The 23,003-nt window shown below is 71.4% G+C and carries 20 protein-coding genes, 1 tRNA gene and 2 pseudogenes; 8 read left to right on the forward strand and 15 right to left on the reverse strand.

The genetic code is table 11. The features are described 5' to 3' along the window. Both SREC43747_RS22010 and SREC43747_RS0115495 read left to right on the forward strand, forming a co-directional pair. Positions 1–446 (forward strand): annotated as a pseudogene (locus tag SREC43747_RS22010) (hypothetical protein); the annotation flags it as partial. An 83-nt stretch (positions 447–529) separates the two neighbouring features. After that, positions 530–691 carry a hypothetical protein gene (locus SREC43747_RS0115495; RefSeq protein WP_236623216.1) on the forward strand — a complete coding sequence of 54 codons (162 nt, stop codon included), beginning with the start codon at positions 530–532 and terminating at the stop codon, positions 689–691. Here SREC43747_RS0115495 and SREC43747_RS0115500 read toward each other — a convergent pair. The 7 genes and pseudogenes from SREC43747_RS0115500 to SREC43747_RS0115525 form a co-directional block, all read right to left on the reverse strand. After that, positions 688–1,674 carry an SRPBCC family protein gene (locus SREC43747_RS0115500; protein WP_051388073.1) on the reverse strand — a complete coding sequence of 329 codons (987 nt, stop codon included), beginning with the start codon at positions 1,672–1,674 and terminating at the stop codon, positions 688–690. The genes SREC43747_RS0115495 and SREC43747_RS0115500 overlap by 4 nt on opposite strands. Continuing rightward, positions 1,674–2,378 carry a hypothetical protein gene (locus SREC43747_RS0115505; RefSeq protein WP_152528437.1) on the reverse strand — a complete coding sequence of 235 codons (705 nt, stop codon included), beginning with the start codon at positions 2,376–2,378 and terminating at the stop codon, positions 1,674–1,676. Before SREC43747_RS0115505 ends, SREC43747_RS0115500 begins: the two co-directional genes overlap by 1 nt. Before the next feature lie 472 nt (positions 2,379–2,850). Then, positions 2,851–3,117, reverse strand: coding sequence for a CRISPR-associated endoribonuclease Cas6 (locus tag SREC43747_RS22015; protein ID WP_051388074.1), 267 nt, complete (start codon positions 3,115–3,117; stop codon positions 2,851–2,853). Positions 3,118–3,771: 654 nt separating this feature from the next. Beyond that, a tRNA-Val gene (locus tag SREC43747_RS0115515) sits at positions 3,772–3,843 on the reverse strand. 189 nt (positions 3,844–4,032) lie between these two features. Continuing rightward, positions 4,033–4,170: a carboxymuconolactone decarboxylase family protein gene (locus SREC43747_RS22020; protein ID WP_236623217.1), complete on the reverse strand. Its 138-nt coding sequence runs from the start codon at positions 4,168–4,170 to the stop codon at positions 4,033–4,035. A gap of 112 nt (positions 4,171–4,282) precedes the next feature. Further along, positions 4,283–4,765: pseudogene (locus SREC43747_RS22310) on the reverse strand (hypothetical protein); the annotation flags it as partial. A gap of 99 nt (positions 4,766–4,864) precedes the next feature. Then, on the reverse strand, positions 4,865–6,085 hold the full coding sequence (locus SREC43747_RS0115525) for an NADP-dependent isocitrate dehydrogenase (protein ID WP_029722224.1): 1,221 nt from the start codon (positions 6,083–6,085) through the stop codon (positions 4,865–4,867). Between the two features lie 197 nt (positions 6,086–6,282). Here SREC43747_RS0115525 and SREC43747_RS0115530 point away from each other — a divergent pair, with 197 nt between their 5' ends. The 4 genes from SREC43747_RS0115530 (at position 6,283) to SREC43747_RS0115545 (ending at position 8,925) form a co-directional block, all read left to right on the forward strand. After that, positions 6,283–7,113, forward strand: a complete 831-nt coding sequence (locus SREC43747_RS0115530) for a metal-dependent hydrolase (RefSeq protein ID WP_037332223.1) — start codon at positions 6,283–6,285, stop codon at positions 7,111–7,113. 80 nt (positions 7,114–7,193) lie between these two features. Beyond that, positions 7,194–7,634 (forward strand): DUF8711 family protein, encoded by a 441-nt coding sequence (locus SREC43747_RS0115535; RefSeq protein ID WP_152528438.1) that lies wholly within the window; start codon positions 7,194–7,196, stop codon positions 7,632–7,634. An 80-nt stretch (positions 7,635–7,714) separates the two neighbouring features. Next, positions 7,715–7,915, forward strand: a complete 201-nt coding sequence (locus SREC43747_RS0115540) for a DUF1918 domain-containing protein (protein ID WP_029722227.1) — start codon at positions 7,715–7,717, stop codon at positions 7,913–7,915. A gap of 173 nt (positions 7,916–8,088) precedes the next feature. Continuing rightward, positions 8,089–8,925, forward strand: a complete 837-nt coding sequence (locus tag SREC43747_RS0115545) for a DUF4253 domain-containing protein (protein ID WP_029722228.1) — start codon at positions 8,089–8,091, stop codon at positions 8,923–8,925. A gap of 6 nt (positions 8,926–8,931) precedes the next feature. Here SREC43747_RS0115545 and SREC43747_RS0115550 read toward each other — a convergent pair whose 3' ends face one another. The 3 genes from SREC43747_RS0115550 to SREC43747_RS0115560 are packed head-to-tail and all read right to left on the reverse strand — an operon-like array spanning position 8,932 to position 11,098. Beyond that, positions 8,932–9,225 carry a DUF3017 domain-containing protein gene (locus SREC43747_RS0115550; protein WP_051388076.1) on the reverse strand — a complete coding sequence of 98 codons (294 nt, stop codon included), beginning with the start codon at positions 9,223–9,225 and terminating at the stop codon, positions 8,932–8,934. A gap of 28 nt (positions 9,226–9,253) precedes the next feature. Next, complete coding sequence (locus tag SREC43747_RS0115555; protein ID WP_029722232.1) at positions 9,254–10,108, reverse strand: bifunctional methylenetetrahydrofolate dehydrogenase/methenyltetrahydrofolate cyclohydrolase; 855 nt, start codon at positions 10,106–10,108, stop codon at positions 9,254–9,256. 6 nt (positions 10,109–10,114) lie between these two features. Then, positions 10,115–11,098, reverse strand: coding sequence for a DMT family transporter (locus SREC43747_RS0115560; protein ID WP_236623219.1), 984 nt, complete (start codon positions 11,096–11,098; stop codon positions 10,115–10,117). A gap of 431 nt (positions 11,099–11,529) precedes the next feature. On the opposite strand from SREC43747_RS0115560, the gene SREC43747_RS22180 reads away from it, so the two are divergent. Further along, on the forward strand, positions 11,530–14,271 hold the full coding sequence (locus SREC43747_RS22180) for a glycohydrolase toxin TNT-related protein (RefSeq protein ID WP_029722234.1): 2,742 nt from the start codon (positions 11,530–11,532) through the stop codon (positions 14,269–14,271). Positions 14,272–14,328: 57 nt separating this feature from the next. Here SREC43747_RS22180 and SREC43747_RS0115570 read toward each other — a convergent pair whose 3' ends face one another. After that, positions 14,329–14,790 carry a universal stress protein gene (locus tag SREC43747_RS0115570; RefSeq protein WP_029722235.1) on the reverse strand — a complete coding sequence of 154 codons (462 nt, stop codon included), beginning with the start codon at positions 14,788–14,790 and terminating at the stop codon, positions 14,329–14,331. 55 nt (positions 14,791–14,845) lie between these two features. On the opposite strand from SREC43747_RS0115570, the gene SREC43747_RS0115575 reads away from it, so the two are divergent. Further along, complete coding sequence (locus tag SREC43747_RS0115575) at positions 14,846–16,126, forward strand: ArgE/DapE family deacylase (protein WP_029722236.1); 1,281 nt, start codon at positions 14,846–14,848, stop codon at positions 16,124–16,126. Positions 16,127–16,129: 3 nt separating this feature from the next. Here SREC43747_RS0115575 and SREC43747_RS0115580 read toward each other — a convergent pair whose 3' ends face one another. The 4 genes from SREC43747_RS0115580 to SREC43747_RS0115595 all read right to left on the reverse strand — a co-directional run bounded on the left by SREC43747_RS0115580 (position 16,130) and on the right by SREC43747_RS0115595 (position 22,738). Further along, positions 16,130–18,472, reverse strand: a complete 2,343-nt coding sequence (locus SREC43747_RS0115580) for a glycoside hydrolase family 2 protein (protein WP_236623220.1) — start codon at positions 18,470–18,472, stop codon at positions 16,130–16,132. Between the two features lie 685 nt (positions 18,473–19,157). Continuing rightward, a complete protein-coding gene (gene purH / locus SREC43747_RS0115585) occupies positions 19,158–20,723 on the reverse strand; it encodes a bifunctional phosphoribosylaminoimidazolecarboxamide formyltransferase/IMP cyclohydrolase (protein WP_029722238.1) in 1,566 nt (521 codons plus the stop codon). Further along, a complete protein-coding gene (gene purN, locus SREC43747_RS0115590; protein WP_037332228.1) occupies positions 20,720–21,313 on the reverse strand; it encodes a phosphoribosylglycinamide formyltransferase in 594 nt (197 codons plus the stop codon). The genes purH and purN overlap by 4 nt, the downstream gene beginning before the upstream one ends. A 162-nt stretch (positions 21,314–21,475) precedes the next feature. Then, on the reverse strand, positions 21,476–22,738 hold the full coding sequence (locus SREC43747_RS0115595) for a cell division protein PerM (protein WP_037332230.1): 1,263 nt from the start codon (positions 22,736–22,738) through the stop codon (positions 21,476–21,478). Positions 22,739–23,003: the final 265 nt, after the last annotated feature.

Genomic DNA, 23,003 nt, shown 5'->3' on the forward strand with positions numbered 1-23,003 from the left:
AGAGCGTCGGCGAGGGCGCCGGTGGCGCCGTCGAAAGCGTCGGCGAGGGCGCCGGTGGCGCCGTGGAGGACGTCGGCCGGGGCGCGGGCGGCGCGGTCGAGGACGTCGGCCGGGGCGCGGGCGAAGCCGTCGAGGACACCGGTGAAGCTGTCGAAGGCGTCGGTCGCGGCGCCGGTGCGGCGGTCGAAGGCGTCGGCCGCGGTGCCGGGGAAGCCGTCGAGGACGTCGGCGAGGAGACCAGCAGGACGGTTCGCGACACCGGCGCGGCGGGCGCGGAAACCGTCCGCGGCACCGCCGAACAGGTCACGGGCGACTCGGACTCCCCCCGCCGGGAGAACGGCGAACCCAACGGTCGGGCGGGAAAAGAAGCGCCGAGCAGGAGCAGCGCGGAGCGAAGAAGCCGGCGGGTTCCGGCCAAACGACCTGGGCCGAGGCGTTCGGAATAGCCGAGTGCGCGCAACCGGACATCAGCTTCGAGAGCACGGTCAACGCCGATGAGCTGCGCTTCGACGAGGCTCCCCGCACCAGCGTGGAGTTCACCGGGCAGGCCGCGGACGACTCGATCTCGCACAGCGTCCGCAAGAACCTGCCCGACCCGGTGCAGCCCGGCGTGACCTACCGGGATGTCCGGGTGGACTACGAGATCCTCGCCCGGTTGCGGCCGGAGCGGGACGACGAGGCCGGTCCTTAGCGCGCCGGGGCGGGTTCTTCGGCTTCTTCGGGTTCCTCTTCTTCCGCGTAGTCCTCGTCCTCGTACTCGCCCTCGTCGTACTCCTCGCCGGTGTCCTCTTCGGCGGCTTCCTGCTCTTCCCGGATCGCTTCCTCGTGGGTTTTGACCACTTCGCCGTTGCGGATCTCGCCGCGCCAGCCCTCCACCTGGTCGGGTTCCAGCACGGTTTGGGTGAGCACGTGCCGCACGAAGTGCCGGATGTCGGCCCGGGCGCGGCGGCCCTGCGCCCGCCACAGGTTCGCGGTCTTCTCCAGGAACCCCTGCGGGTGGTATTCGAGGACGGCGATGATCCGGGTCATGTTGGGGGCCAGCGCGTGGAAGGTGACCGCCCCGTTGACGTAGCCGAGGTTGCCTTCGGACACCCAGACGATCCGGTCGTCGGGGATCTGCTCCAGGATGGTGGCCTTCCAGGTGCGGTGCGAGAAGAAGATCCGGGCGGTCCAGTTGACCTTCTCGTCGGACTCCTGCTCGACCTTCTCGACCTTGCGCATGAAGTTCGGGAAGTCCTCGAACTGGGTCCACTGGTCGTAGGCCAGCCGGATCGGCACCCCGACGTCGATCTTCTCCAGGATGTTGGTGACCCGCGCGGTGGTCGCGCCCCCGCTGGAGCCTCCGCCGCCCACCGCTTGGCCGGCTTTTTCCGCCATGTCCTTGGCCCCCGAGGCGGCTCCTTTGAGCCCGGAGGTGGCGGCCTGCACCGGTTTGGCGACTTTCGCCGCGGTTTGCCCCGCGGACAGCAGGCTGCCGAGCGGGTTCCCGCCACCGCCGCCTTCGGTGAGGCTGCGGGTGAAGTCCTCCACGCGCTTGCCGGCCGAGCCGACCGCTCGCTCGGCGAAGGCGAACAGGAGGTCTTGCGCGCTGTCCCGCAGCCGGTCCAGCGGCAGTTCGTTGAGCAGATTGCCGGCCTGCTGCCCGCTTCCCTGCTTGCTTGCGGACTCGCTCATCACTGCTCCCTGCGGGGACGTGGTCTGGATTTGCCGGACGGGCGGGCTGGTTTGGCCGGGGTTCTCGGCACCCGCCGGGCGGAGCTCTCCGCCGACCGGGTGCGCCGCTGGCCGGAGCGCTCGCGTGCTGCGCTGCCGCGCTGGTTGCGCGGGCGGGGCACCTCGGCCGGGGCTTCCCGCTCCTGCTCGGCGCCGGTGTCCTGCTCCGGCTCGGCGCTGGTCTCCGGCTCGGTTTCCGCTTCAGCGCTGGGCTCTTGTGCGGTCTCGGTGTCCTGTTCCGGTTCGGGTTCCGCGCGCTGCTCCTGCTGCTCGCTCTCCTCTTCGGCGCGCTCCCGGGGCTCGGTGGATTCGCCGCTCTCTTCGGAGGATTCCCCGGTTTCCCCGGACTGCTGGCCGGTGCCGCGCACGTTGGCCGCCATCGCTTCGATCCGGTCGCTGATGGATTCGACCTGGTTGGCGACCGAGGCGGTGGCCACGGCTTTGCCGGCGTCGACCAGTTGGCCGCGGAGCTGTTGGAGCGCGCTCTGCAGCTCCGGGGAGGACTCCAGGTAGTGCACGGATTGCCGCAGCAGTTCCTTGGGGTCGGTGGCGATCCGCCGCCCGGCGAGCAGGCCGGCTATGGTGATCGCCAGTTTCATCTTGCGCGTGCGTCCGAGGGCGTATCCCGCTGCTACGGCGAGGAACACCTTAGAGCCCATTGCCATCGCAGGCCTCCCTCAGGCCTCGACCAACCCGTCACCAGGCGTTGCCCCTTGGATTGCCCGCCGGCAGCCGGGCCAAGCAGGAAACCGCAAGTGAACTCGGATGAATGACGTTCCGCGGACGCCCGCTACCCTGCGCAACACCTTCCTCGGAACGGGCGCAGCAGCCCCGGGCTGGGGAGGAGTTCGCCGGTGGCTGGTGGTGACGAGCGGGTTCCGTTGACCCCGTGTCCGGAGTCCTGCCGGCTGGGCGGCAACGGGTGGGCGGAGCTGGGCTCGACCGTCGATCTCCGCGGCGTCAGGGCGGGTGCTCCACGAGCAAGGACTGCGGTTCAGGGCGTCGTCGCGAGCGGCGGTTCGCTCGCGGGCCTGCAGCGATCGGTCGGCGGGTTCGTGCGGCCGGCGGGTCAGGGCCGGGTCGGCGCGGCGGGCGGTGGGCTCACGTGTTCGGCGTCTTGAGCCTGGTTCGCCGTGGTCATATCCGCACTGCGCCGAAACCGGCGCTGGTGCCCACGCCCAGACCCCACGACCACAGGGCTTGCAGGGTTTTGGGGTCGCCGGAGAGCAGGACGTCGACTTCGGCGCCGACTTTCGAGCCGCGGCCGACGGCGAAGGAGCGCTTGGGGCCGCCCCGTTCCACCGACACCAGTTCGACTTCCGGGTCGAGACCGAGGGTTTCGGCTTTGCGCCGCAGGTTTTTCACCAGGTAGACGTCCCACCCGGGTTCTCGGGCAGCAGCCACTTCTGCGATCGCGTCCGTTGTCCTCGTTCGTCCCGGTTCGCCGGTCCTTTGACCACCACGGGGGTCACGGTGCGCAGCAGCGCTGAGCCGTCGGAGAAGAGCAGGGGAACCGGCACCGTGCACAACTTCCCCCGCGCCGCAACCAACCGCACCTTGAAAACATCAACACACCCCACCACCAGCACCTTTGCCCTCGGGTCACCATCGCCCCTACCAGGGTCACCGAATTCCGGAGCACGCACGGCCAATCCAGCCGCTGCTGTTCCAGCGAAACCTTCCAGCTGGCCGAATTCCGCTGCACCACGCCGAAATCCCGATCGTCTCTGCGTCGAACCGCGGCAATCAGCGGAATGCACGCCTGCACTCAGGCCACTGTGGACAATTAGCGCGCGGTGTTCGCGGCACGAGAAGAGGACGAGCGAGCCGACCATCCACAGAGGACTGAACAGCGCGCCTCGATCGCCACGGGCGAAGCACCGAAGACGCTCGCTCGAGCACGAGCGGGAACGACAACCGCTCCACCCCGAAAAGCCCCAGAACGATCAGCCCGCGGAGAACCCCTCCGCGGAAGCGCAGCACGAGACCAACCGGCCCCGGTGCACCCAAAAGCAAAAGCCCCAACCAACGTGATCATCGGTTGGGGCTCTCTCCCGGTGCGCGATGCTGGGATTGAACCAGCGACCTCTACCGTGTCAAGGTAGCGCTCTCCCACTGAGCTAATCGCGCCCACCGCGGTCCATCTCGCCGCGTTCGCCTACAAGGATACCGAAGGCTTGATCGGCTCCGAACACCCCCCACCACTTCCGGCCCCCCCCCGAGCACCGCACCCCGCCGCGGGCGCACCTGCGCGATCACCGGAAACCGAGACAGCAGCTCACCGGCCACCCGCGGTGACCACGACCCGCCGAACAGCGGTCAGCTCCTCCCGACCCGCAGGCGCGTGCTGATCGCGATCCGGTTGAAGGAGTTGACCACGACGATCGACCACAGCAGATGGCCCAGCTCCTCCTCGCTGACCTGCTCGGCCGCCGCGTCGCACACCTCGCCCAGCACGTGCCCGCCGTGCCAAGGTGACCGCCTCGATCAACGCCAGGGCAGCCCGCTCGGTGAAGAACAACGCCAGGGCAGCCCGCTCGGTGAAGAACGAGGTGTCGCGCCACGCGGTCAACGCGCACAGGCACTGCCCGCTCTCCCCCTCCGCCCGAGCCTCCTCGATGTGCTCGTCCGCGCAAGAAGCGCAGCCGTTGCCCCGCGACACCCGCACCTCGACCAGCCGCCACAACCCCCTCCCCCACGGCGTCCTCGAGCTGGCGCAATTCCTCGGCGCCACCCCCGGCAGCGACCCGCGCGAAGCAGCCGAGAGCACGCCCTCCCCACCCGAAGCGCCGCCCAGCGCGCCACCGCCCCGATCAGCACACCCCGGGGGGGGACCGCGCTGACCGACCGCGGGAACGCACCCGCGCCGCACCCGGAAACGGGAACGCGCAGCCCGCCGGCCGAGCAGCGACCGCGCAGCCGCGCGGACCTCCGGGCAAGCCCGGCGAGCCCCCCGGTCAACACCGATCGCCCGGCAGCCCCTCCAGCACGAGGAGCAGCCGATCAGAAGGCCGGGGGCAAGCGACTTTCCCGCGCAGCGACCACGAACCACCGGGAGCGCGACGACGACCGCGCCCCCGGTGGTGCCCGAAGACGAAGACGCCGCCCCCGGGAACGGGAGCGGCGTCGAAAGGCTGCGAGAAGGACCGGATCAGCGCTCGGCCATCTTCTTCTGCAGGTTCTCGTCCAGCGCGGCGAGGAATTCCTCGGTGGTCAGCCACTGCTGGTCCTTGCCGACGAGCAGCGCCAGGTCCTTGGTCATCTTGCCGCTCTCGACGGTCTCGATGACGACCTTCTCCAGGGTCTCGGCGAAGCCCACGACCTCCGGGGTGGAGTCGAGCTTGCCGCGCTGCTGCAAGCCGCGGGTCCAGGCGAAGATCGAGGCGATCGGGTTGGTGGAGGTCGGCTTGCCCTGCTGGTGCTGCCGGTAGTGGCGGGTCACCGTGCCGTGGGCGGCCTCGGCCTCGACCGTGCCGTCCTCGGTCATCAGCACGGAGGTCATCAGGCCCAGCGAGCCGAAGCCCTGGGCGACGGTGTCGGACTGCACGTCACCGTCGTAGTTCTTGCAGGCCCAGACGTAGCCGCCCTCCCACTTCAGGGCGCTGGCGACCATGTCGTCGATCAGCCGGTGCTCGTAGGTCAGGCCCTTGGCCTCGAACTCGGCCTTGAACTCGTTGTCGTAGATCTCCTGGAACACGTCCTTGAACATGCCGTCGTAGGCCTTCAGGATCGTGTTCTTCGTGGACATGTAGACCGGGTAGCCGCGCTGCAGGCCGTAGCGGAAGGAAGCGCGGGCGAACTCCTCGATGGAGCGCCGGTAGTTGTACATGCCCATGGCGACGCCGCCCTCGGCCGGGAACTTGGCGACCTCCATCTCCACCGGCTCGCCGCCGTCCTCCGGGGGGTAGGTGATGGTCACCGTGCCCGGGCCCGGGATCTTGAAGTCGGTGGCCTTGTACTGGTCACCGTGGGCGTGACGGCCGATGACGATCGGCTTGGTCCAGCCCGGCACGTACCGCGGGATGTTGGAGATGACGATCGGCTCCCGGAAGATGACGCCGCCCAGGATGTTGCGGATCGTGCCGTTCGGGCTGCGCCACATCTTCTTCAGCCCGAACTCCTCGACACGCGCCTCGTCCGGGGTGATGGTGGCGCACTTGACGCCGACGCCGTGCTTGGCGATCGCGTGGGCGGCGTCGATGGTGACCTGGTCGTCGGTGGCGTCCCGGTTCTGGATGCCCAGGTCGTAGTAGTCGAGGTTGATGTCCAGGTACGGGTGGATCAACTTGTCCTTGATGAAGGACCAGATGATCCGGGTCATCTCGTCGCCGTCGAGTTCGGCTACGGTGCCCTGGACCTTGATCTTGCTCATGTGGCGGGGTGCTCCTCTCGCGAGATGCTAGCGGTACAAGCGTACTGCTATAGCGGTACAAGCGTACTGCTATTCCGGATCGATTGTGCCGACCCCCTCCGACGAACACCAGCCCATCCCGGCACGGGATGCGTCACTGTCCCGTCACCCAGCGGCCTTAGGCTGCCCCTCGGAGACACGATCACGGAGGGGGCGGCGTGGCAACCGGACCGACGCACGCGATGAGCGGCTTGGCCGCGTGGGCAGCGGTGACCGCACTGGCCGACACGCACGCGATAGGGCAGTTGACCCCGAAAACCTGGATCGTGGGCGCGACCCTCGCCTCGGGAGCCGCCCTGCTGCCCGACATCGACCACCCCAAATCGACGGTGGCCTCCACCTTCGGCGGCATCTCCCGCGGCGCCTCCTCGGCGATCAGCAAGTTCAGCGGTTTCGTCTACCGGGTTACCCGCACCTCCCGGGACAGCAACCGCAGCGGAACCCACCGTGGTTTCACTCACACCCTGGTGTTCGCCGTGCTGGCCGGGCTGATCACCACCGCCATCGTGCAGCAGAGCGAGGGCACCGCGCTCGGCATCCTGATGTTCGTCTTCGCCGGTCTGGCGGTCCGCGGAATCATGCACAACTGGTGCCCCAAGCAGGACGCCATCCTGATCTCCGTCGCCTCGCTGCTGCTGACCTGCGCCTGCTGGGCGTGGGCCGGGGACCAGCCCACCGACGCCGCCGCCTTCGGGGTGGCGGTCATGATCGGCTGCACCGCCCACTACATCGGGGACGCCATCACCGAACAGGGCTGCCCCATGCTGTGGCCGCTCCCGCTCGGCGGGAAGACCTGGTACCCGGTCTCGCCGCCGAAGAAGTTCCGGATCAAGACCGGCGGCCGGGTGGAGATGGCCATCGTCGGACCGACCCTCACCGCGGTCGCCGCGGTGCTGAGCACCGTGGTGCTGTACCGGGTGGGGGCCGCGCCCTGGCTGGCCCAGCTGGACCTCCCGCCGGAAGTCATGCGCTGGATCGCACCTTCGTGAAAATCCCAAAACGCCCGCGCGCCGCCCAACCGGGCGCTAGGGTCTCAGGCCGAAGATCGACTCGAGACCTGGAGGAACGCATGCGCGCCCGAGTGCGGCTTGTGGCAGCTGTCCTGGCACTCCCCCTGCTGACCGGTCTGACCGCCTGCGGCAGCGCGGGGAGCGAGGCCCCCGCCACCGAGACCACCGCGCAGGAAACCACCGACGAGTTCCAGGAGGCGGTGGACGACCTGAACGCGGCAACGGCCTGCTTCGACGCGGTCAGCACCGCCACCGGGTTCGCGCCGAGCTTCGAAAACCCGGAACAGGCCAAGCGGGAAGCCGAGACCAAGATCCAGGAGCTCGACGACCTGATCGCCAAGACCTCGGACCCCGACACCAAGAGCGCCCTGGAAGAGGTCCGCGCCTCGGTGGAGCAGGTCGCCTCCGGCGAGATCACCGCGGAGAACGAACTGGAGTGGCTGGGAGAGCACATGAACAAGGTCGAGAAGGTCTCCGACGCCTGCCTCGAAGAGCAGTAGCCCTTCCGGGCCCCACCAGGCGTTCCACCGATGCGCATCCCCGGCGATCCGCTTACGCTGGGGATGCGGAGGTGATGGTGATGAAGGCTGCTGTTGGGGACCAGCTGCACATGCACAGCAATCAGGTCGACATGACCGACCGCATCGGTGAGATCGTCGAAGTGCGCGGCCCGGACGGCGAACCGCCCTACCTGGTCCGGTTCGCAGACGGTCATGAGCGCCTCGTCTTCCCCGGAAGCGACAGCGTTGTGGTACCGCCGCAGTCCCGCCGGGGAGACTGAAGCCGCCCACGGCCCTCTCCCTCCGCCGTACGACCGGGAGGCCACCCCAAGGCCTCCCTTTTTCTGTGGCCGCGGCGCTACGCTACGGCCACGATCGCTGACCGTTCGCCATTCCGCCGCCTGCACTTCTTAAGGTGGTCGGCGCGAAGGGGCGTCGGCAAGGAGGCGGTGAAGTGTTGCGAGAAGACCAGCTTTCCGAAGCACCAGCCGGCCTGTCCGCGGCCTTCGGGCTCGAAGTGGAGTTCTCCACACCGCTGCCGCCCGGAGAAATCCTCACCGAGCAGACCGCGCTGGTGGAGAACCCGGCACCGCTGTGCTGGGTCAGCGCCGAGCCTCCCTCCGCGCCGCTGGTCGCCGCCCTCCGGGCGGACCACCGGCGCACCGGGATGTGGCCGCTGCTGCTGTGCGACAACGACGAGGTCTACGGCGAGCGCTGCACCGTCGGCGTGATCCCGCCGGAACCGCTGGAGCACATCGACCGCTGGCAGCCGGCCGACGTCATGAGCCGCATCTGGAACGGCCTGGTGGAAGCCGACGACGACCTCGGCCCCGCCTACGACCTGGAGATCCTGGACCCCTTCGACTACACCTGCCCCGAGCTGGCGCCACCGGGGAGCCTGCTGGCCGACCCCGACGTGCTGGCCAACCAGCAGGTGCCGCGCTTCATCGACGAGCAGACCCGCCTGGCCCTGGTGCCGGTGCAGCGCGGGGCCGACGTGCTGACCGTGCTCGGCTGGTCCGGGGCCACCAACCACGTGTCCCGCAACGCGGGGCTGTCGGCGCTGCTGCGCAGCTGGGAAGACCGGTTCGGGGTGCGGGTGCTGCGGCTCGGACCGGACCGGCTGGACCTGAGCGTGGCCGCGCCTCCCATGGACCCCGACCACGCCACGGCGGTGGCCGCCGAGCACTGGACCTTCTGCCCGGACCGGATCGCGCAGAAACCCGGCAGCATCGCCGGCTACGCCCAGGAGATCAGGGGCCGGCGCACCTGGTCGTTCTGGTGGGAGTGACCCGGCTCAGCCGAACGGGCCGCCGGTGATGGTCACCGCCACCGCCACGATCGCCGCGCCCAAACCACCGTAGAGGGCCACGTCCACCGGGCGGCTGCGGAGTTTGAGCAACCCGCACCGCTCCGGCGGCACGACCACCCGCAGCACCGCCGCCACCAGCAGCGCGATCCCCATCAGCACCGTGCCTTCCCGCCAGTGCCCCAGGGAGATCCGCAGGAAACCGAGCAGTACCACCAGCAGCACCCCGCCGAACGCCAGGTGCTGCTGGACGTGCGGATTGCTCATCCACCGATCGCTCATGGGGTCCTTCCGTGCGCCCCGGGCGCGGTCAGCCGGCAGCGCTGCGCTCCGCCGCTTCCACCACGTTGGTCAACAGCATGGCCCGGGTCATCGGGCCGACACCACCCGGGTTCGGCGACAGGTAGCCCGCCACCTCCGCCACGTCCGGGTGCACGTCGCCCTGCAGACCGGCCTCGGTGCGGGTCACCCCGACGTCCAGCACCGCGGCGCCCGGCTTGACCATGTCCGGCGTGATCAGGTGCGGGCTGCCGGCCGCGGCCACCACGATGTCCGCCCGCTTCACCTCGGCGGCCAGGTCCCGGGTCCCGGTGTGGCACAGGGTGACCGTCGCGTTCTCGCTGCGCCGGGTCAGCAGCAGACCGATGGAGCGGCCCACCGTGATCCCCCGACCGACGACCGCGACCTGCGCGCCGTTCAACGGCACCTCGTAGCGGCGCAGCAGCTCCACGATGCCCCGCGGGGTGCACGGCAGCGGCGCCGGCTCGCCCAGCACCAGCTTCCCGAGGCTGATCGGGTGCAGCCCGTCGGCGTCCTTCTCCGGGGCGATGCGCTCCAGCAGCGGACCGGCGTCCAAGTGCTTGGGCAGCGGCAGCTGCACGATGTAGCCGGTGCAGGCCGGGTCGGCGTTCAGCTCGTCCAGCACGGCCTCCACGTCGGCCTGGGTGGCGTCCGCCGGCAGTTCCTTGCGGATCGAGTTGATGCCGACCTTCGCGCAGTCGTTGTGCTTGCCGCGCACGTAGGAGTGCGACGCCGGATCATCACCCACCAACACGGTCGCCAGTCCTGGTGTTCTGCCCTGCTCGGAGAGCCGGGCGACCCGTTGCCGCAACTCTTCGTAAATGGCGTCTTTCGTGGCCTTGCCGTCCAGAATCGTCGCACTCACGGCTGTTTATCGTGGCAGACGCGGCACGGCCCGTCCCGCCCGGTCCGGCATGGAGGCGACGGCCGCGGCGAGCAAGGTGATGAGCACACCCGCCACGGTGGACACCGAGATCCCGGTCCCGGCCGCCGGCAGGAGCAGGTCCAGCAGCAGGGCGCCGATCAACTGCCCCGAGATCATGCCCAGGCTCAACAGCAGCACCCCGGTGTAGCGCACCAGGCCCACCGAGCCGCCGATGACGAAGATGCCCAGCAGCCCGCCGGTGTACAGCCAGGGCTGCGGCGTCAGCTCCGGGAAACCGCGCAGCAGCACCTCGATCGAGAAAGCGATCGCGAGCGCGGTGAACCCGACGGCGAAGTTCACCGCGCCCGCGGTGAGCGTGGAACCGGCCGCCTGCTGCACCCGGCCGTTGACCGCCGCCTGCCACCCGACCCCGGCGCCGGCCAGCAGCGGCAGCAGCACCATCCAGCTGACGTGCGCGCTGCTCAACTTCGCCGACACCGCGACGACCACCGCCACCAGGGTGAGCGCCGCGCCGATCAACCGGTTGGCCGTCACCCGCTGCGATCCTGCCGGGCCCAGCCCGAACCGGTCGACCAGGAGGCTGCTGGTGATCTGCCCGGCGACCACCGCGATGGTGAACAGGGCGACGCCGAGCTCCGCGGCCGCCATCCCCTGGGAGAACACCAGGTAACCGCCGCACACCCCGCCGAGGCACTGCCACGGGCGCAGCCCTCCCCCCTCCTGCAGGGCGGCGGCCAGCCGGCGCACGCCGCGGCGGCCCTGGGGCAGCAGGGCGGTGCCGACCAGCAGCACCACGAGCCCACCCGCGAAGGAGATCGTCCCGGCGGCTATTCCGTCGTCCAATTCGGCGCCGAGCGCCCCGTTGATCCGAGCCTGGAGCGCCAGGAACACCCCGACCACCGTGGCGCCGACCATGCCGAGGACCCGGGCGCGGACCCGCGGACGCGATTGCACTGAAGACACAGTCACGTAACTACAGTGTTCTTCGGTTCATCCAGCAAGCGTGATCCCGTAATTCTTGGGGCGTGTGGCGAGCACGGTTCAGCGGCGAGCACGCGGGAGCAGCACCGAACGACGTGCAGTTGTGTTCTTCATCACTCGACCGGACCGCTCGCCCCGGTTAGCGTTCCGCGCTCCGCCGACTCGCACCCCTCCGGCAACCGTCGTGCTCACCCCGCCGACAAATCCCACCTGGTGGTGTGATGTTCTTCCAGACCCGGTGACGGCAGGCTTGCCCGGCGGGATCGTGCCTGGCGGAGCAGGCAGCGGAGGCAGGTGGGCGGCCCGGTGGAGCGGCGCTGGATCCCGCCATGCCAAAGCACGAGCTGCTGCCCGCTTCGAGTAGCGTCTCGGGCGGGGTGAGGTCGGTGTGCCTGGTTGAGAGGGGGAGGATGTCACCCATGTCGCGTCCGACAGCGATCAGTCCGGAAGAGCAGGAGCAGATAGCCCGGCAGATCGGGATCCTGCTATTACAGAACGCCCCTGAGGACTGGCAGGAGATCACGGTGGAGTACCGCGCCACCGGTGAGTACCGCGATCTGTTGGGTGAGATCACCTCGCAGGACGGTGCCAGCCGGGCTTGGGACCCGCCCAACGAGCTGCAGAGCATTTTCGAGCGTCTCCGCGAAGGAATGTACCGGCCGGACGTGGGCACTTGGCTGAGTGCCCTGTACGTGGTCGAACGTCCGTCGAGCTACCGGATCGACATCAACTTCGATTCCGAGCCGCGGTGGCAGCGCCCGCTGCCGCCGGCCGCCTACCTGGATGAGCTCCAGCGGTACCCGCGGACCGAAGAGAACATCCCGGACTGGATGCGGGCGATCATCGACGGAGCGACCCAGCGCAACGAGCAGCCCGCCGGCGACGCCCCCGCCCCGGGGCCCGGTGCCCAACCGGAACCCGGCTACGCCCCGGCCGCGGCGGAACCGGCCCCCACCCAGCCGACCACCGACGAACCAGGACCCACCGCACCGCCCGCCGCGGCGCCCGACCCGGTGAGCACCGCGGAAACCGCGTCCCCCGCCGAACCCGCCGCGGAAACCGACCTGCCGGCCGCCGACGCGCAACCGGCGGCGCCCGAGGAACCGGTGGGCGAAGCGCCGACCGCCGAGCCCGCCGCCGACAGCGGCGTCCCGGCCACCCCGCCGGCCCCGGAGGAGTTCCGCAAGGTCGAGGTCTTCGACGGGACCGACGCGGAAGGCCGCCCCGTGGTCGGCAACCGCCCGCCGGTGCCGATGGAGGAGATCGGCGCGCTGCGCAACTACCTGGAGAACGCGCCCATCGTGTTCACCGGCCCGACCAACCTGCCCGACCAGCTCGACTCGAGCCGCCCGGCCTCGGTGCCCGACACCTGGCACACCGACGGCTCCTGGCTGTGGCCGGGCGCCGTGGGCTACTACCTGTCGCAGTACGGGGTGCCGCCGGAGCCGGAGTTCCTGGACCACCTGCGCGCCCGCCGGTTCGAGCTCCCCGAGGTGAGCGAACAGGCCCGGCAGGCCGCCCAGATCGCCGCGACCACCACCACCGAGCAGCCGGCCGAGACCGACGAGCAGCCGACCGGTGCCGCTGAGCAGCCGGTGGCGGAGCCGGTCGCCGAGACCGCCATCGGCGCCGCGCCGCAGGACGCCCCGGAAGAGGCACCGGCCCCGCAGCAGCCGGAAGAGCCGACGGCGGAGACCGCGGAGCCCGAGCCGCAGGCCACCGACGTCGCCGCGGCCGAGCCGGAACCGCAGCCCGCGGACATCGCCGAGCTGGAACCGGAAGTGCCGGCCTCGGCCGAGCCCGAGCTCCCCGACACCCCGGAGGTGCCGCGGGAAGAGCGGGAAGAGCACGAACCGGTCGACACCGAGAGCGCCGCGGCAGGAGAACCGGTGGAGGCGGCGGAGGAACCGCAGCCCGCGGTCGAGGACTCCGCCCAGGCCGAGGAGGTGCTCGACGTGCTGCGCGCCCGGCTCGCCGAACACCAGGTGGCCGAGGACAGCTACCGGATCGGCAGCCGCGACGAGGACGCGCTTTCGCTGGTGGCCGACGGCGCGGAGTGGGTGGTCGCGCGCGCCGGGGAGCCGGAGGTGCGGTTCGCCCGGGCCGAGCAGGCCGCTGCTTACCTGCTGGGCAGCCTGCTGCTGAACAAGCCCGCGGCCGCGCAGCCGGCGGTCGAGGAACCGGAGGAGACCTCCGCAGCGGTGGCGGAACAGCCGGAGTCCGTCGAACCGGCCGCCGCGAACGAGCCGGCAGAACCCGCCGAGCCGGCCGAGCCGGAGGAGCGGTCGGAGCCGGCCGCGACCGAAGCGGCCCAGGGGCCGGCCGAACCGCAAGCACCGGCCGAGCCGAAGCCGAGCGGGAACCCGCTGTTCACCGCGCACCAGGAGCCGACCGACGCGCCGAGCGCACCGCCGGAGCCGCCGCTGCCGCCGGAACCGCCGGCCGCCCCGGCCGCCGCGGAAGAACCCGCCGGTTTCCAGGGCGGTTTCCAGCAGCAGCAGCAGCCGGAGCGCCCGGCGCCCGCGGGTCCGCCTTCCCCGCCGATGGGCCAGCCGGCCGCCCCGCGTCCCGGTGGTCCTGCCGGGGGCGCCGCGACTCCACCTCCGCTGCCGAAGCGGCAGCCGCGCACCCCGGAGGGCGCACCCGTGCCCCCGCCGGGGGCTCCGCAGCCCGGACCGGGCGGTGCCGACCGCAGACCTGGGCCGGGAGTCGGGCCGGGCGTCCCGCCCCGCCCGCAGGGCCCGGTCCCGCCGGTTCCGCCTCGCCCGCAGGGGGCGCCGCAGGGGCCGGTGCAGCCGCCCAAGCAGATCCAGCCGCTCAACGGCGAACCACCGCTGACCCTGTACCGGGACCGGCGGCACATCATGCTGCAGCCGGGCACCGAGGTGGACCGGTTCGGCGAGCCGAACGGCAACGTGGTGTACGCGGCCCGCACCCCGTACAGCCACCGCTCGCTGCCGCCGCAGTGGGCCAACCGGCCCTACTTCGCCTACCGGGTGCAGCGGCCGATGCAGGCGCTGCGGGGCACCGCGGTGCCGTGGTTCGACCAGCCGGGTGGCGGTACCGCTTACGTGCTGCCGGCGTCGATCAGCGAGCTGCTCGCGGACGGCTCGCTGGTGGAGCTGCCGGCGAACGAAGCGCCGCGGCCGACGATGGAGTGAGCTGACCGGACGGTGAGGAGTGGCTCGTTCGCCTCGGCGGACGAGCCACTTCCGCTTTCACGGCACCACGACGACCGGGCGCACCGCCTCCACCACCAGGGTCGCCGGAACAGTGCCCAGCAGACCGCCGCGTCGGCGGGACCTGCCGACGACGATCAGGTCAGCCCGGTACTGCTCGGCCACCTGCTCCAGGCCGACGGCCGGATCACCGCGGTGGTGGACGAAGTCCCAGTCGATCGCTTCCCCTTCCAAGTGGTTGACGACTTCCTGCTTCAACTCCTCGACCAGGCTCTCGGCCGCCTCGCTGGCCACCGCCACGCCCATCGGCGACCAGTAGGCCACGCCGCCCACTGATTCGACGTAGACGATCACCAGTCGGGCCCGTTCCCGCCTGGCCAGCCCCGCCGCCCAGGCGACCGCGTGGAAGCTGGCCGGGCTGCCGTCCAGCCCGACGACGATGCCACCCAGCCCGTCTTTGCCGATCTCGAAGTTCCGTCCGGTGTTGTCACCTTCGGCCACGCCAGGATGGTAGCCACCCCCCGATCATTCGGTCGGGTGAGCGAGACTCGGGGACGTGAACGGCAACAGCAGCTCTCCGACGGCCGAAGAACAGCGCGCGCTGGACGCCGTCGACATCGACGGCGTCCTGGCCGACCTGGCGGAACTGGTGGCGATCCCCAGCGTCGGCGGAACCGAGGCCGAGCAGCAGGCGCAGCACTGGTGCGCCGACAAACTGGCCTCCCTCGGCTACCAGGTGGACCACTGGCGCTACGAGGTGCCGGACCTGGCCGCGCACCCGGACTTCCCCGGGCAGGAGGTGGAGCGGGACACCGGCTACGGCTGCGTCGGCGTGTCCAGCACCGCCGGAACCCCCGCCCTGGTCTTCTACGGGCACACCGACGTGGTGCCGCCCGGTGACCTGGAGCTGTGGCCGAACCGGGACCCCTACGCCCTGCGGGTGGTCGACGGGGTCGCGCACGGCCGCGGCACGTGCGACATGAAAGGCGGGGTGGCGGCGATCTTCGGGGCCCTGCGCGCCCTGCGCACCGCCGGGATCGAGCTGCGCAAACCCCTGGGGGTGCACGCGGTCAGCGGCGAGGAGGACGGCGGCTGCGGCACGTTCGCGACCCTGCAGCGCGGCCACCGGGCCGAGGCGTGCGTGCTGGCCGAACCCAGCTCGGGCTCCGTGGTGGTGGCCAACGGGGGGTCGCTCACCTTCCGCCTGGAGGTCCCGGGCCGGCCGACCCACGGCGCCACCCGCTCCCGCGGCGTGAACGCCGTGGAGAAGCTGGCGGGCCTGCTGCCGGTGCTGCGGGACTTGGAGGCCCGCCGCAACGCCGACCCGGACCCGCTGCTGGCCCACCTGGAGGTCGCCTACCCGCTCTCGATCGGGGTGGTGCGCGCCGGTGACTGGGCCAGCACGGTGCCGGACCTGGCGGTCGCCGAAGGCCGGTACGGGGTGCGGCTCGGCGAGTCGCTCGAGGACGCCAAGGCCGAGTTCGAGAACGCGGTGGCGGAGGCGTGCGCCGGGGACCCGTGGCTGGCGGAGAACCCGGTGCGGGTGAGCTGGCCGGGCGGCCAGTTCGCGTCCGGGCGGCTGCCCGAGAACCACCCGCTGCTGCCGGAACTGCAGGAGGCGGTGGCCGCCACCGGTGCGGAACCGCCGAAGCCGCTCGGCGGCCCGTACGGCACGGATCTGCGGCTGTACGCGGCGGCCGGGGTGCCGGCGCTGCAGTACGGGCCGGGGGAGATCGAGTACGCCCACTCCCACCAGGAGCACGTCGCGGTGGCGGAGCTGGAGCGGGTTGCGAAGGCCTACGTGCTGCTGGCGATCCGGCGGTGCGGCCTGGCCTGAGCCTCAGTGGGCGGTGACGGTCACCGACCGGCTGCCCAGCGCGGGGTGGGCTGCGGTGAGCCTGATCCGCCCCGGCCGGTCGCGCCGGGTCCGCAGCCACACCGCGCCGATCCCGCCGTTGTGCCCCAGGTCCAGCGGGTTGTCCCCGACCAGGGTCGCCGGGCCCGACACCCGCCAGTGCACCCTGCCACCGGCGAAACCGCGCCGCGCGCCGTAGCGGTCCACCACGGCCACCACTGCCCTGGTCGCGTCCGCGCCGTCGGCCTCCAGGTCCTGGTCGTCGGTGAACAGTTGCAACTCGTCCTGCCGCGGGTCGGCGGAGAACCGCCGGGAAGCCACGAGCTGCTGCCCGACCCACCCGTCGATGCGCAGGTCCCCGGACGCCGCGGGCAGCGACACCAGGAACGGCGGGTGGCGCAGGTGCGGGAAGCGGTCGCGGTCGAGCCGCGGCGGCGGCACCGCGACCCCGTTGACGCGCACCTCCAGGCGGTCGCAATTGGACCAGATCACCGCGTCGGCCATGGGGCCGGTGTCGGGTCCCCAGTAGAACGCCGGGACGATCACCGGCCGGTTCGCCGGATCGGTTTGGGACTGGTAGAAACCGGCCCCCAGCTTGGGTTCCCGGAAGAAGTCGCACACCCCGGCCCACTTGATGCTGTCCTCGGCGTTGCCGTAGCCGGACGGGTAGTCGAACGCGCACCAGCCGAGCAACCCCATGTACTGCGGGGTGGACATGGCCTTGTCGTGGACCGCGGCGTGCAGCACGCCCTGGTCCGCCTGCACCCGCACCGGGCTGGTGCGGCGGAACGCCTTCGCCCCGGTCAGCACGCCCACGGCTTCGCTCACCATGTAGGGCAGGTCGGTGCGCGGCTCCCGCAGGGTGGGCAGTTGCCCGGGAGGGGGCACCAGGTAGTCGTTGAAGGCGAAGACGTCCTGCACCAGCGGGGTGGTGGCGAACGGGTCGCGGAACGGGGTGGGGACGACCGGTCCTTGGGCGACCACCGAGCTGTTGACCGCGCCGGTGGTGGCCCTGGTGCCGTCGAGTTCGTTGGCGATCGCCCGGGTCTTCGAGTAGAGGGCGACGTCGTCTTCGGTTTCGTTGAGCCGGGTTCCCCAGGCGATGATGCTGGGGTGGTTGCGGTCCCGCAGCACCATGCCGGAGACGTCGCGCAGCACCCGGTCCCGCCAGGTCTGGTCGCCGATGTAGTCCCAGCCGGGGGCTTCTTCCCACACCAGCAGGCCCAGTTCGTCGCACGCGTCCAGGAAGGCCTCCGACTGCGGGTAGTGCGAGCAGCGCACCATCGCGCAGTTCAGCTCCTCCTTCAGGATCTGCGCGTCCCGCCGGTGCACCCGGTCGGGCATCGCCGCCCCGACGTAGGGGTACCACTCGTGCCGGTTGAGCCCGAACAGCTGGACGCGTCGACCGTTCAAGTAGAAACCGTCCACTTCGAACCGGAGGTCGCGGAAGCCGATGCGGACCCGGCTCTGCCCGCCGGGGGTGTTGACCAGCACCTCGTAGAGCTTCGGCGAGTCCAGGTCCCACAGCTGGACTTCCGGCAGGTCCTGCAGGGTGATGGTGAAGGGCGCGAGCTCGTCGCCGGCGGTGCGCACCCGGGTGGCCCCCTCGGCCAGGACTTGCGCGCCGTCGACGAGTTGGGCGCTGACGTCGAAGGTTCCGGCGAGGTGGCCGGAGTCGAGCTTCCCGGTGACGGTCACGCGCGGGTCGGGTCCGCCGACGTTCTCGGGCTTGGCGTGCAGTTCGGTGCAGAAGACCTGCGGGAGCCGGCGGAATTCGACGCCGCGGACCAGCCCGCCGGGCTGGTAGAAGTCGATCGACCAGGGCTTCTGCGGTTCGGGGCGGTCGGGTGGCACGTCGAGGCCCCACCTGGAGTCCACCACCACGGCCACCACGTTGTCGGGTCTGGTGAGCCGGTCGGTGAGCTCGCATTCGAACGGCAGGTAGCCGCCGACCCGTCCGCCGACGCGCTGGCCGTTGACGAAGACTTCGGCAGCGGAGAGCACCCCGTCGAAGTGCACGACCTCCCGTTGCCCGCGGGGCAGTTCGGGGCGGTGGCAGCGGTACACCCACACCCGGTCCCAGTCCCGCGGGTGCCAGCGCCACCAGGAGAGCTCCGGGGCGCAGTGCGGCAGTTCCACCGGGGTCAGGGAGCTTTCGTCGAAGTCCAGTTCGGTGCTGCCGGCCTGGTAGGGGCCGAACAGCCAACCGTCCTCCCGGGCCGGTTCCGGCGGGGCGGAGCAGCCGACGTGGGCGGACGCGACCAGCAGGCCTGCACCCAGCAGGAATTCCCGGCGTGTCGGGCGAGCGACCACACGTGGGGCTTCCACCCTTGTCACGCTAACCAGCATTCGGCTTCGGCGCGGGTCGGCGGACGCTCCGGTGCAGCGTGACGAGCAGCGGATCGAACACCGGTGCGCCGCAACGGGTCTCGCGCGGCGCACCGGGCAGTCCGGTGCGGACCGGCCCACCCGCGCCGAGCAGCCACGTGCATGCGGTGTCGCCGCGCTGCCTCGGCACACCCCGAAACCAAGGCAGCACGACGGCGAATTCGTCCGCGCTGGCGGCGCCCGTCCCGCGGCAAGCGCTCCTCCAACGGCCCGCACACCCCGCGGCACCCCGTCAACCACGGCGCGCCGGGCCGCTGGAGACCAGCGCGAACACCGCCGTCTCCCCGCACCGGGACCACCACCGGCCGGCCCCGAACCCGGACGGCAGCACACCCCCGCTGCGGAAGCGACAGCGGTGGAGCCAGTCCTGCGCCTGCACCCACGCAGGCTGACTCCGGCGAAATGGCAACCCCCGACAGCTGCCACTTCGAAAATCGAACTTAAGTTCGAACAACATCAAGTAAACCTTGATCTGTGATCCCAGTCAAGATCTACTACCCGAATTGGTGAACGTCCGGGGTGGCGCGAAACTTCCCGCTCACCAGGAGATCCCGCGTTCGGCCCACCCGGCCCGCAGATGCGAAAGCGGCGCGGGACACCGCCCGCGCCGCCGCAACGCGGAACCTCAGTGCGCGAAGTGGCGAGTTCCGGTGAAGTACATCGGCACCCCGGCCTCCTCGCAGGCCCGGACGGTCTCCTCGTCCCGCACCGAACCGCCCGGCTGCACGATCGCCCGGACACCGGCCTCCAACAGCACCTTCGGGCCGTCCGCGAACGGGAAGAAGGCGTCCGAAGCCGCCACCGACCCCTTGACCCGGTCCCCAGCGCGGGAGACCGCCAACCGGGCCGAGTCCACCCGGTTCACCTGGCCCATCCCGACACCGACCGTGGCGCCGTCGTTGGCCAGCAGGATCGCGTTGGACTTGACCGCCCGGCACGCCCGCCACGCGAACACCAGGTCCGCGAGGGTCTGCTCGTCCACCGGGGACCCCGTCGCCAGCGTCCAGTTGGCCGGGTCGTCGCCCTCCGCGTCGATCGCGTCCATGCCCTGCACCAGCAGGCCACCGGAGATCGCGCGCATCTCGACGCGCTTCCGCTCCGGCGGCTGCGCGGTCAGGATGCGGATGTTCTTCTTGCGGCTGAGGACGTCCACCGCGCCCTCGGCGTACCCGGGGGCCACCACGACCTCGGTGAAGACCTCGGCGATCTGCTCGGCCATCTGCACCGAGACCTCGCGGTTCGACGCGATCACCCCGCCGAACGCGCTCACCGGGTCGCAGGCGTGGGCCTTGCGGTGCGCCTCGGCGATGTCCTCGGCCACCGCGATGCCGCACGGGTTGGCGTGCTTGATGATCGCCACGCACGGCTGCTCGTGGTCGTGGGCAGCGCGCCAAGCCGCGTCCGCGTCCACGTAGTTGTTGTAGGACATCTCCTTGCCGTGCAGCTGGGCCGCCGCGGCCAGCCCGGTCGCCTCACCGCCCGAGACGTAGAGCGCCGCCGGCTGGTGCGGGTTCTCCCCGTAGCGCAGCGCCGAACGCCGCTCCCAGGTCTGCCCGAGCCAGCCCGGGAAGACCGAGTCGTCCTCCACCGGGACCTTGCTCATCCACGAGGCGACCGCCACGTCGTAGGACGCGGTGTGCCGGAACGCCTCGGCCGCCAGCTCGGTGCGCTCCTGCAGGGTGAAGCCCCCGGCCCGGATCTGCTCCAGCACCCACTCGTAGCGGCTGGGGTCCACCACCACGGCCACGTTGGCGTGGTTCTTCGCCGCCGCCCGGACCATCGCCGGACCGCCGATGTCGATCTGCTCGATCACCTCGGCGGGGCTGGCGCCGGAAGCCACCGTCTGCACGAACGGGTACAGGTTGACCACCAGCAGGTCGAACGGAGCGATGTCCAGTTCGCGCAGCTGGGCCTCGTGCTCGGGGCGGCGCAGGTCGGCGAGCAGGCCCGCGTGCACGCGCGGGTGCAGGGTCTTGACCCGGCCGTCGAGCGACTCCGGGAACCCGGTGAGTTCCTCCACCGGAGTCACCGGGACTCCCGCGGCGGAGATGGCGCGGGCCGTGCCACCGGTGGAAACGATCTCCACCCCTGCTGCGTGCAACCCGGTGGCCAGGTCCAACAGGCCCGACTTGTCGGACACGCCGATCAGCGCACGGCGGACCGGCCGCCGCTGTTCTGAATTCGCGGTCACGGGATACTCACCTTCCGTCCCTGCACGGTCCAGCCGTGCAGCGCCAGCTGTTCCAGGGTGTCGACCAGCAGCCGCCGCTCGACCTCCTTGATCCGCTCGTGGAGCGATGCCTCGTCGTCCTCCGGCCGCACCTCGACCGCCTGCTGGGCCAGGATCGGCCCGGTGTCCACCCCGGCGTCCACGACGAACAGCGTGCACCCGGTGACCCGGACCCCGTGCTCCAGCGCGTCCCGGACCCCGTGCATGCCGGGGAACGACGGCAGCAGAGCCGGATGGCTGTTGAGGTACCGGCCGCTGAACCGGTCGAGGAAACTGGCGCCCACCAGCTTCATGAACCCGGCCGAAACCACCAGGTCCGGTTGGTGCTCGGCGCAGGCCTCGGTCAGCGCGCGATCCCAATCCTCCCGGCTGGGGTAGTCCCGGAGCCGGCAGGTGAAGGTCGGCACGCCAGCCCGCTCGGCGCGGGCGAGTCCTTCGATCCCGGTCCGGTCCGCACCGACCGCCACCACCTGAACCGGGTAATCCGGCCTGGTCGTCGCGTCGAGCAGGGCTTGCAGCAGCGTTCCGGAACCGGAGACCAGCACGACCACTCTCGCCGGGTTCGACGTGGTGTACCGGTTCGGCTGGGGGCTTGCGGATTCACTCGGCGCACTCGGGTTCAGCGTTCGCTCCTGACATGCCACGGCACGTTCTTCGCCAGCAGCGTATGCCCCGACCGGCGCAGCGCCACCGTCAGGGGCCGGGTGAGTGGTCTAGCCCTCACCGTCCACTCGACTGCTCCTCCCGTCGGAATCGGCCAGCACGTCGCGCAGCGCCGACTCGATGTCGGCCACCGCCGCCGGGTCGAGCTCGGGAGGAGGCGGCTTCGCCTCCCGGGTGCGCTCGGCCGCCCCGGCGCCCTCCAGCACCCACAGCGCCCCCAACGCCGGCAGCCCGGTCCAGCACAGCGTGACCAGCGCGAGCGGCAGCGCGGGCGCGGAGACCGGGGTGTGCGGTCCGCGCCCCAGCTCCCCGCCGGCCAGCGCGGCGAGCACGAGCATCACCAGCGCGACGAGCACCGCGGCGCAGCCCAAGCACAGCAACCGGTCCGCCCCGGTGCGCTGGCCGCGCCGGCACGCCACCCCGGTCAGCACCCCGGTGGCCACGGGGAGCAGCACGACCAGCCACAGGCCCGGGGTGTGGGCGGACGGCAGCGCGGCGAGCAGCGGGAACCCCACGTCCGGCGGTCGGGCGTCGGACACCAGCTGCACGCTCACCGGCCCCGCCGCGTACCCCGGCCCGGCGATGAACGACCAGCTCAGCACCAACGCGTTCGGCAAGTAGAGCAGGCACAGCACGGCCAACCCGAACGCGTCCCCCGCAGTGCCGGCAGCGGCGAAACCCGCCACCGACCGCGGCGCCGCCGCGCACCACCCGGCCAGCAGCGCGATCCCGCCGGCGGCCACCACGCCCGCCAACGCCACCCCGGTCACCCGGAGCACGGCGCGCAGCCGCGCGTCCAGCCGGGAACCCGCCCAGCCGCAAGCCACCCCGATCGCGGAAGCGCACCCGGAGGTCAGCCCGCAGCCGAGGACCGCCACCCCGGTGTGCACCGCCACCGGGGGCACGAGCACCTGGGCGAGCAGCCCGCCGCAGCAGGCGTGGGCGAACCCGGCCGCCAGGCTCACCGCACCGGCGTGGACGGTCGCGGGCAGCTTCCGAGCGGCTTTCGCGCTGCACGCCGCGACCGACCAGCCGAGCGCCAAGGTCGGCAGCATCGGCAGCGCGCTCAACGGGTCCTGGCCGATGCTCAACGGCACCCGGTGCGCGGCCAGCCACACCAGCGGGGCGGCGGCGAGGACCTGTCCCGGAGCCGCGTCCACTCCGGACGCGGTGAGCAGGACCAGCGCGATCAGGAGGGCGGCCGCCAGCAGACTGCTCAGCAGCGTCGCGAGGACGACCCCGGCCAGCACCCAGCCCGCGGGGCGCGGGGGATTCCGCCTGCGCACCAGCGACGTCCGGTTGAACACGGGCACGCCGCCGAATGTCGCACCGGAGATCGTCCGATCAGCTCAGAACACGCCACAGACTCCACGATCAGGCGAGGCGCGCCGCCTTCCGCCGGTCGCGGAGCGGAGCGCGATCACTGGTTGCGGTTGGGGTGCGGCATCTGGCGAGTCCCCTGCGGACCGGACTCGGGGGTCGGCGGGTTCTCCGGCCGCTGCTCCTCCCGGGGTGCCCGGCTTGAGCGGCATGGGCTCCAGACCGCGGAGGTTGGCGCAGATCGGCCACCCGGTCTCG

Origin of the sequence: Saccharopolyspora rectivirgula DSM 43747, assembly GCF_000497205.1 — a bacterium.
GTDB lineage: Bacteria > Actinomycetota > Actinomycetes > Mycobacteriales > Pseudonocardiaceae > Saccharopolyspora > Saccharopolyspora rectivirgula.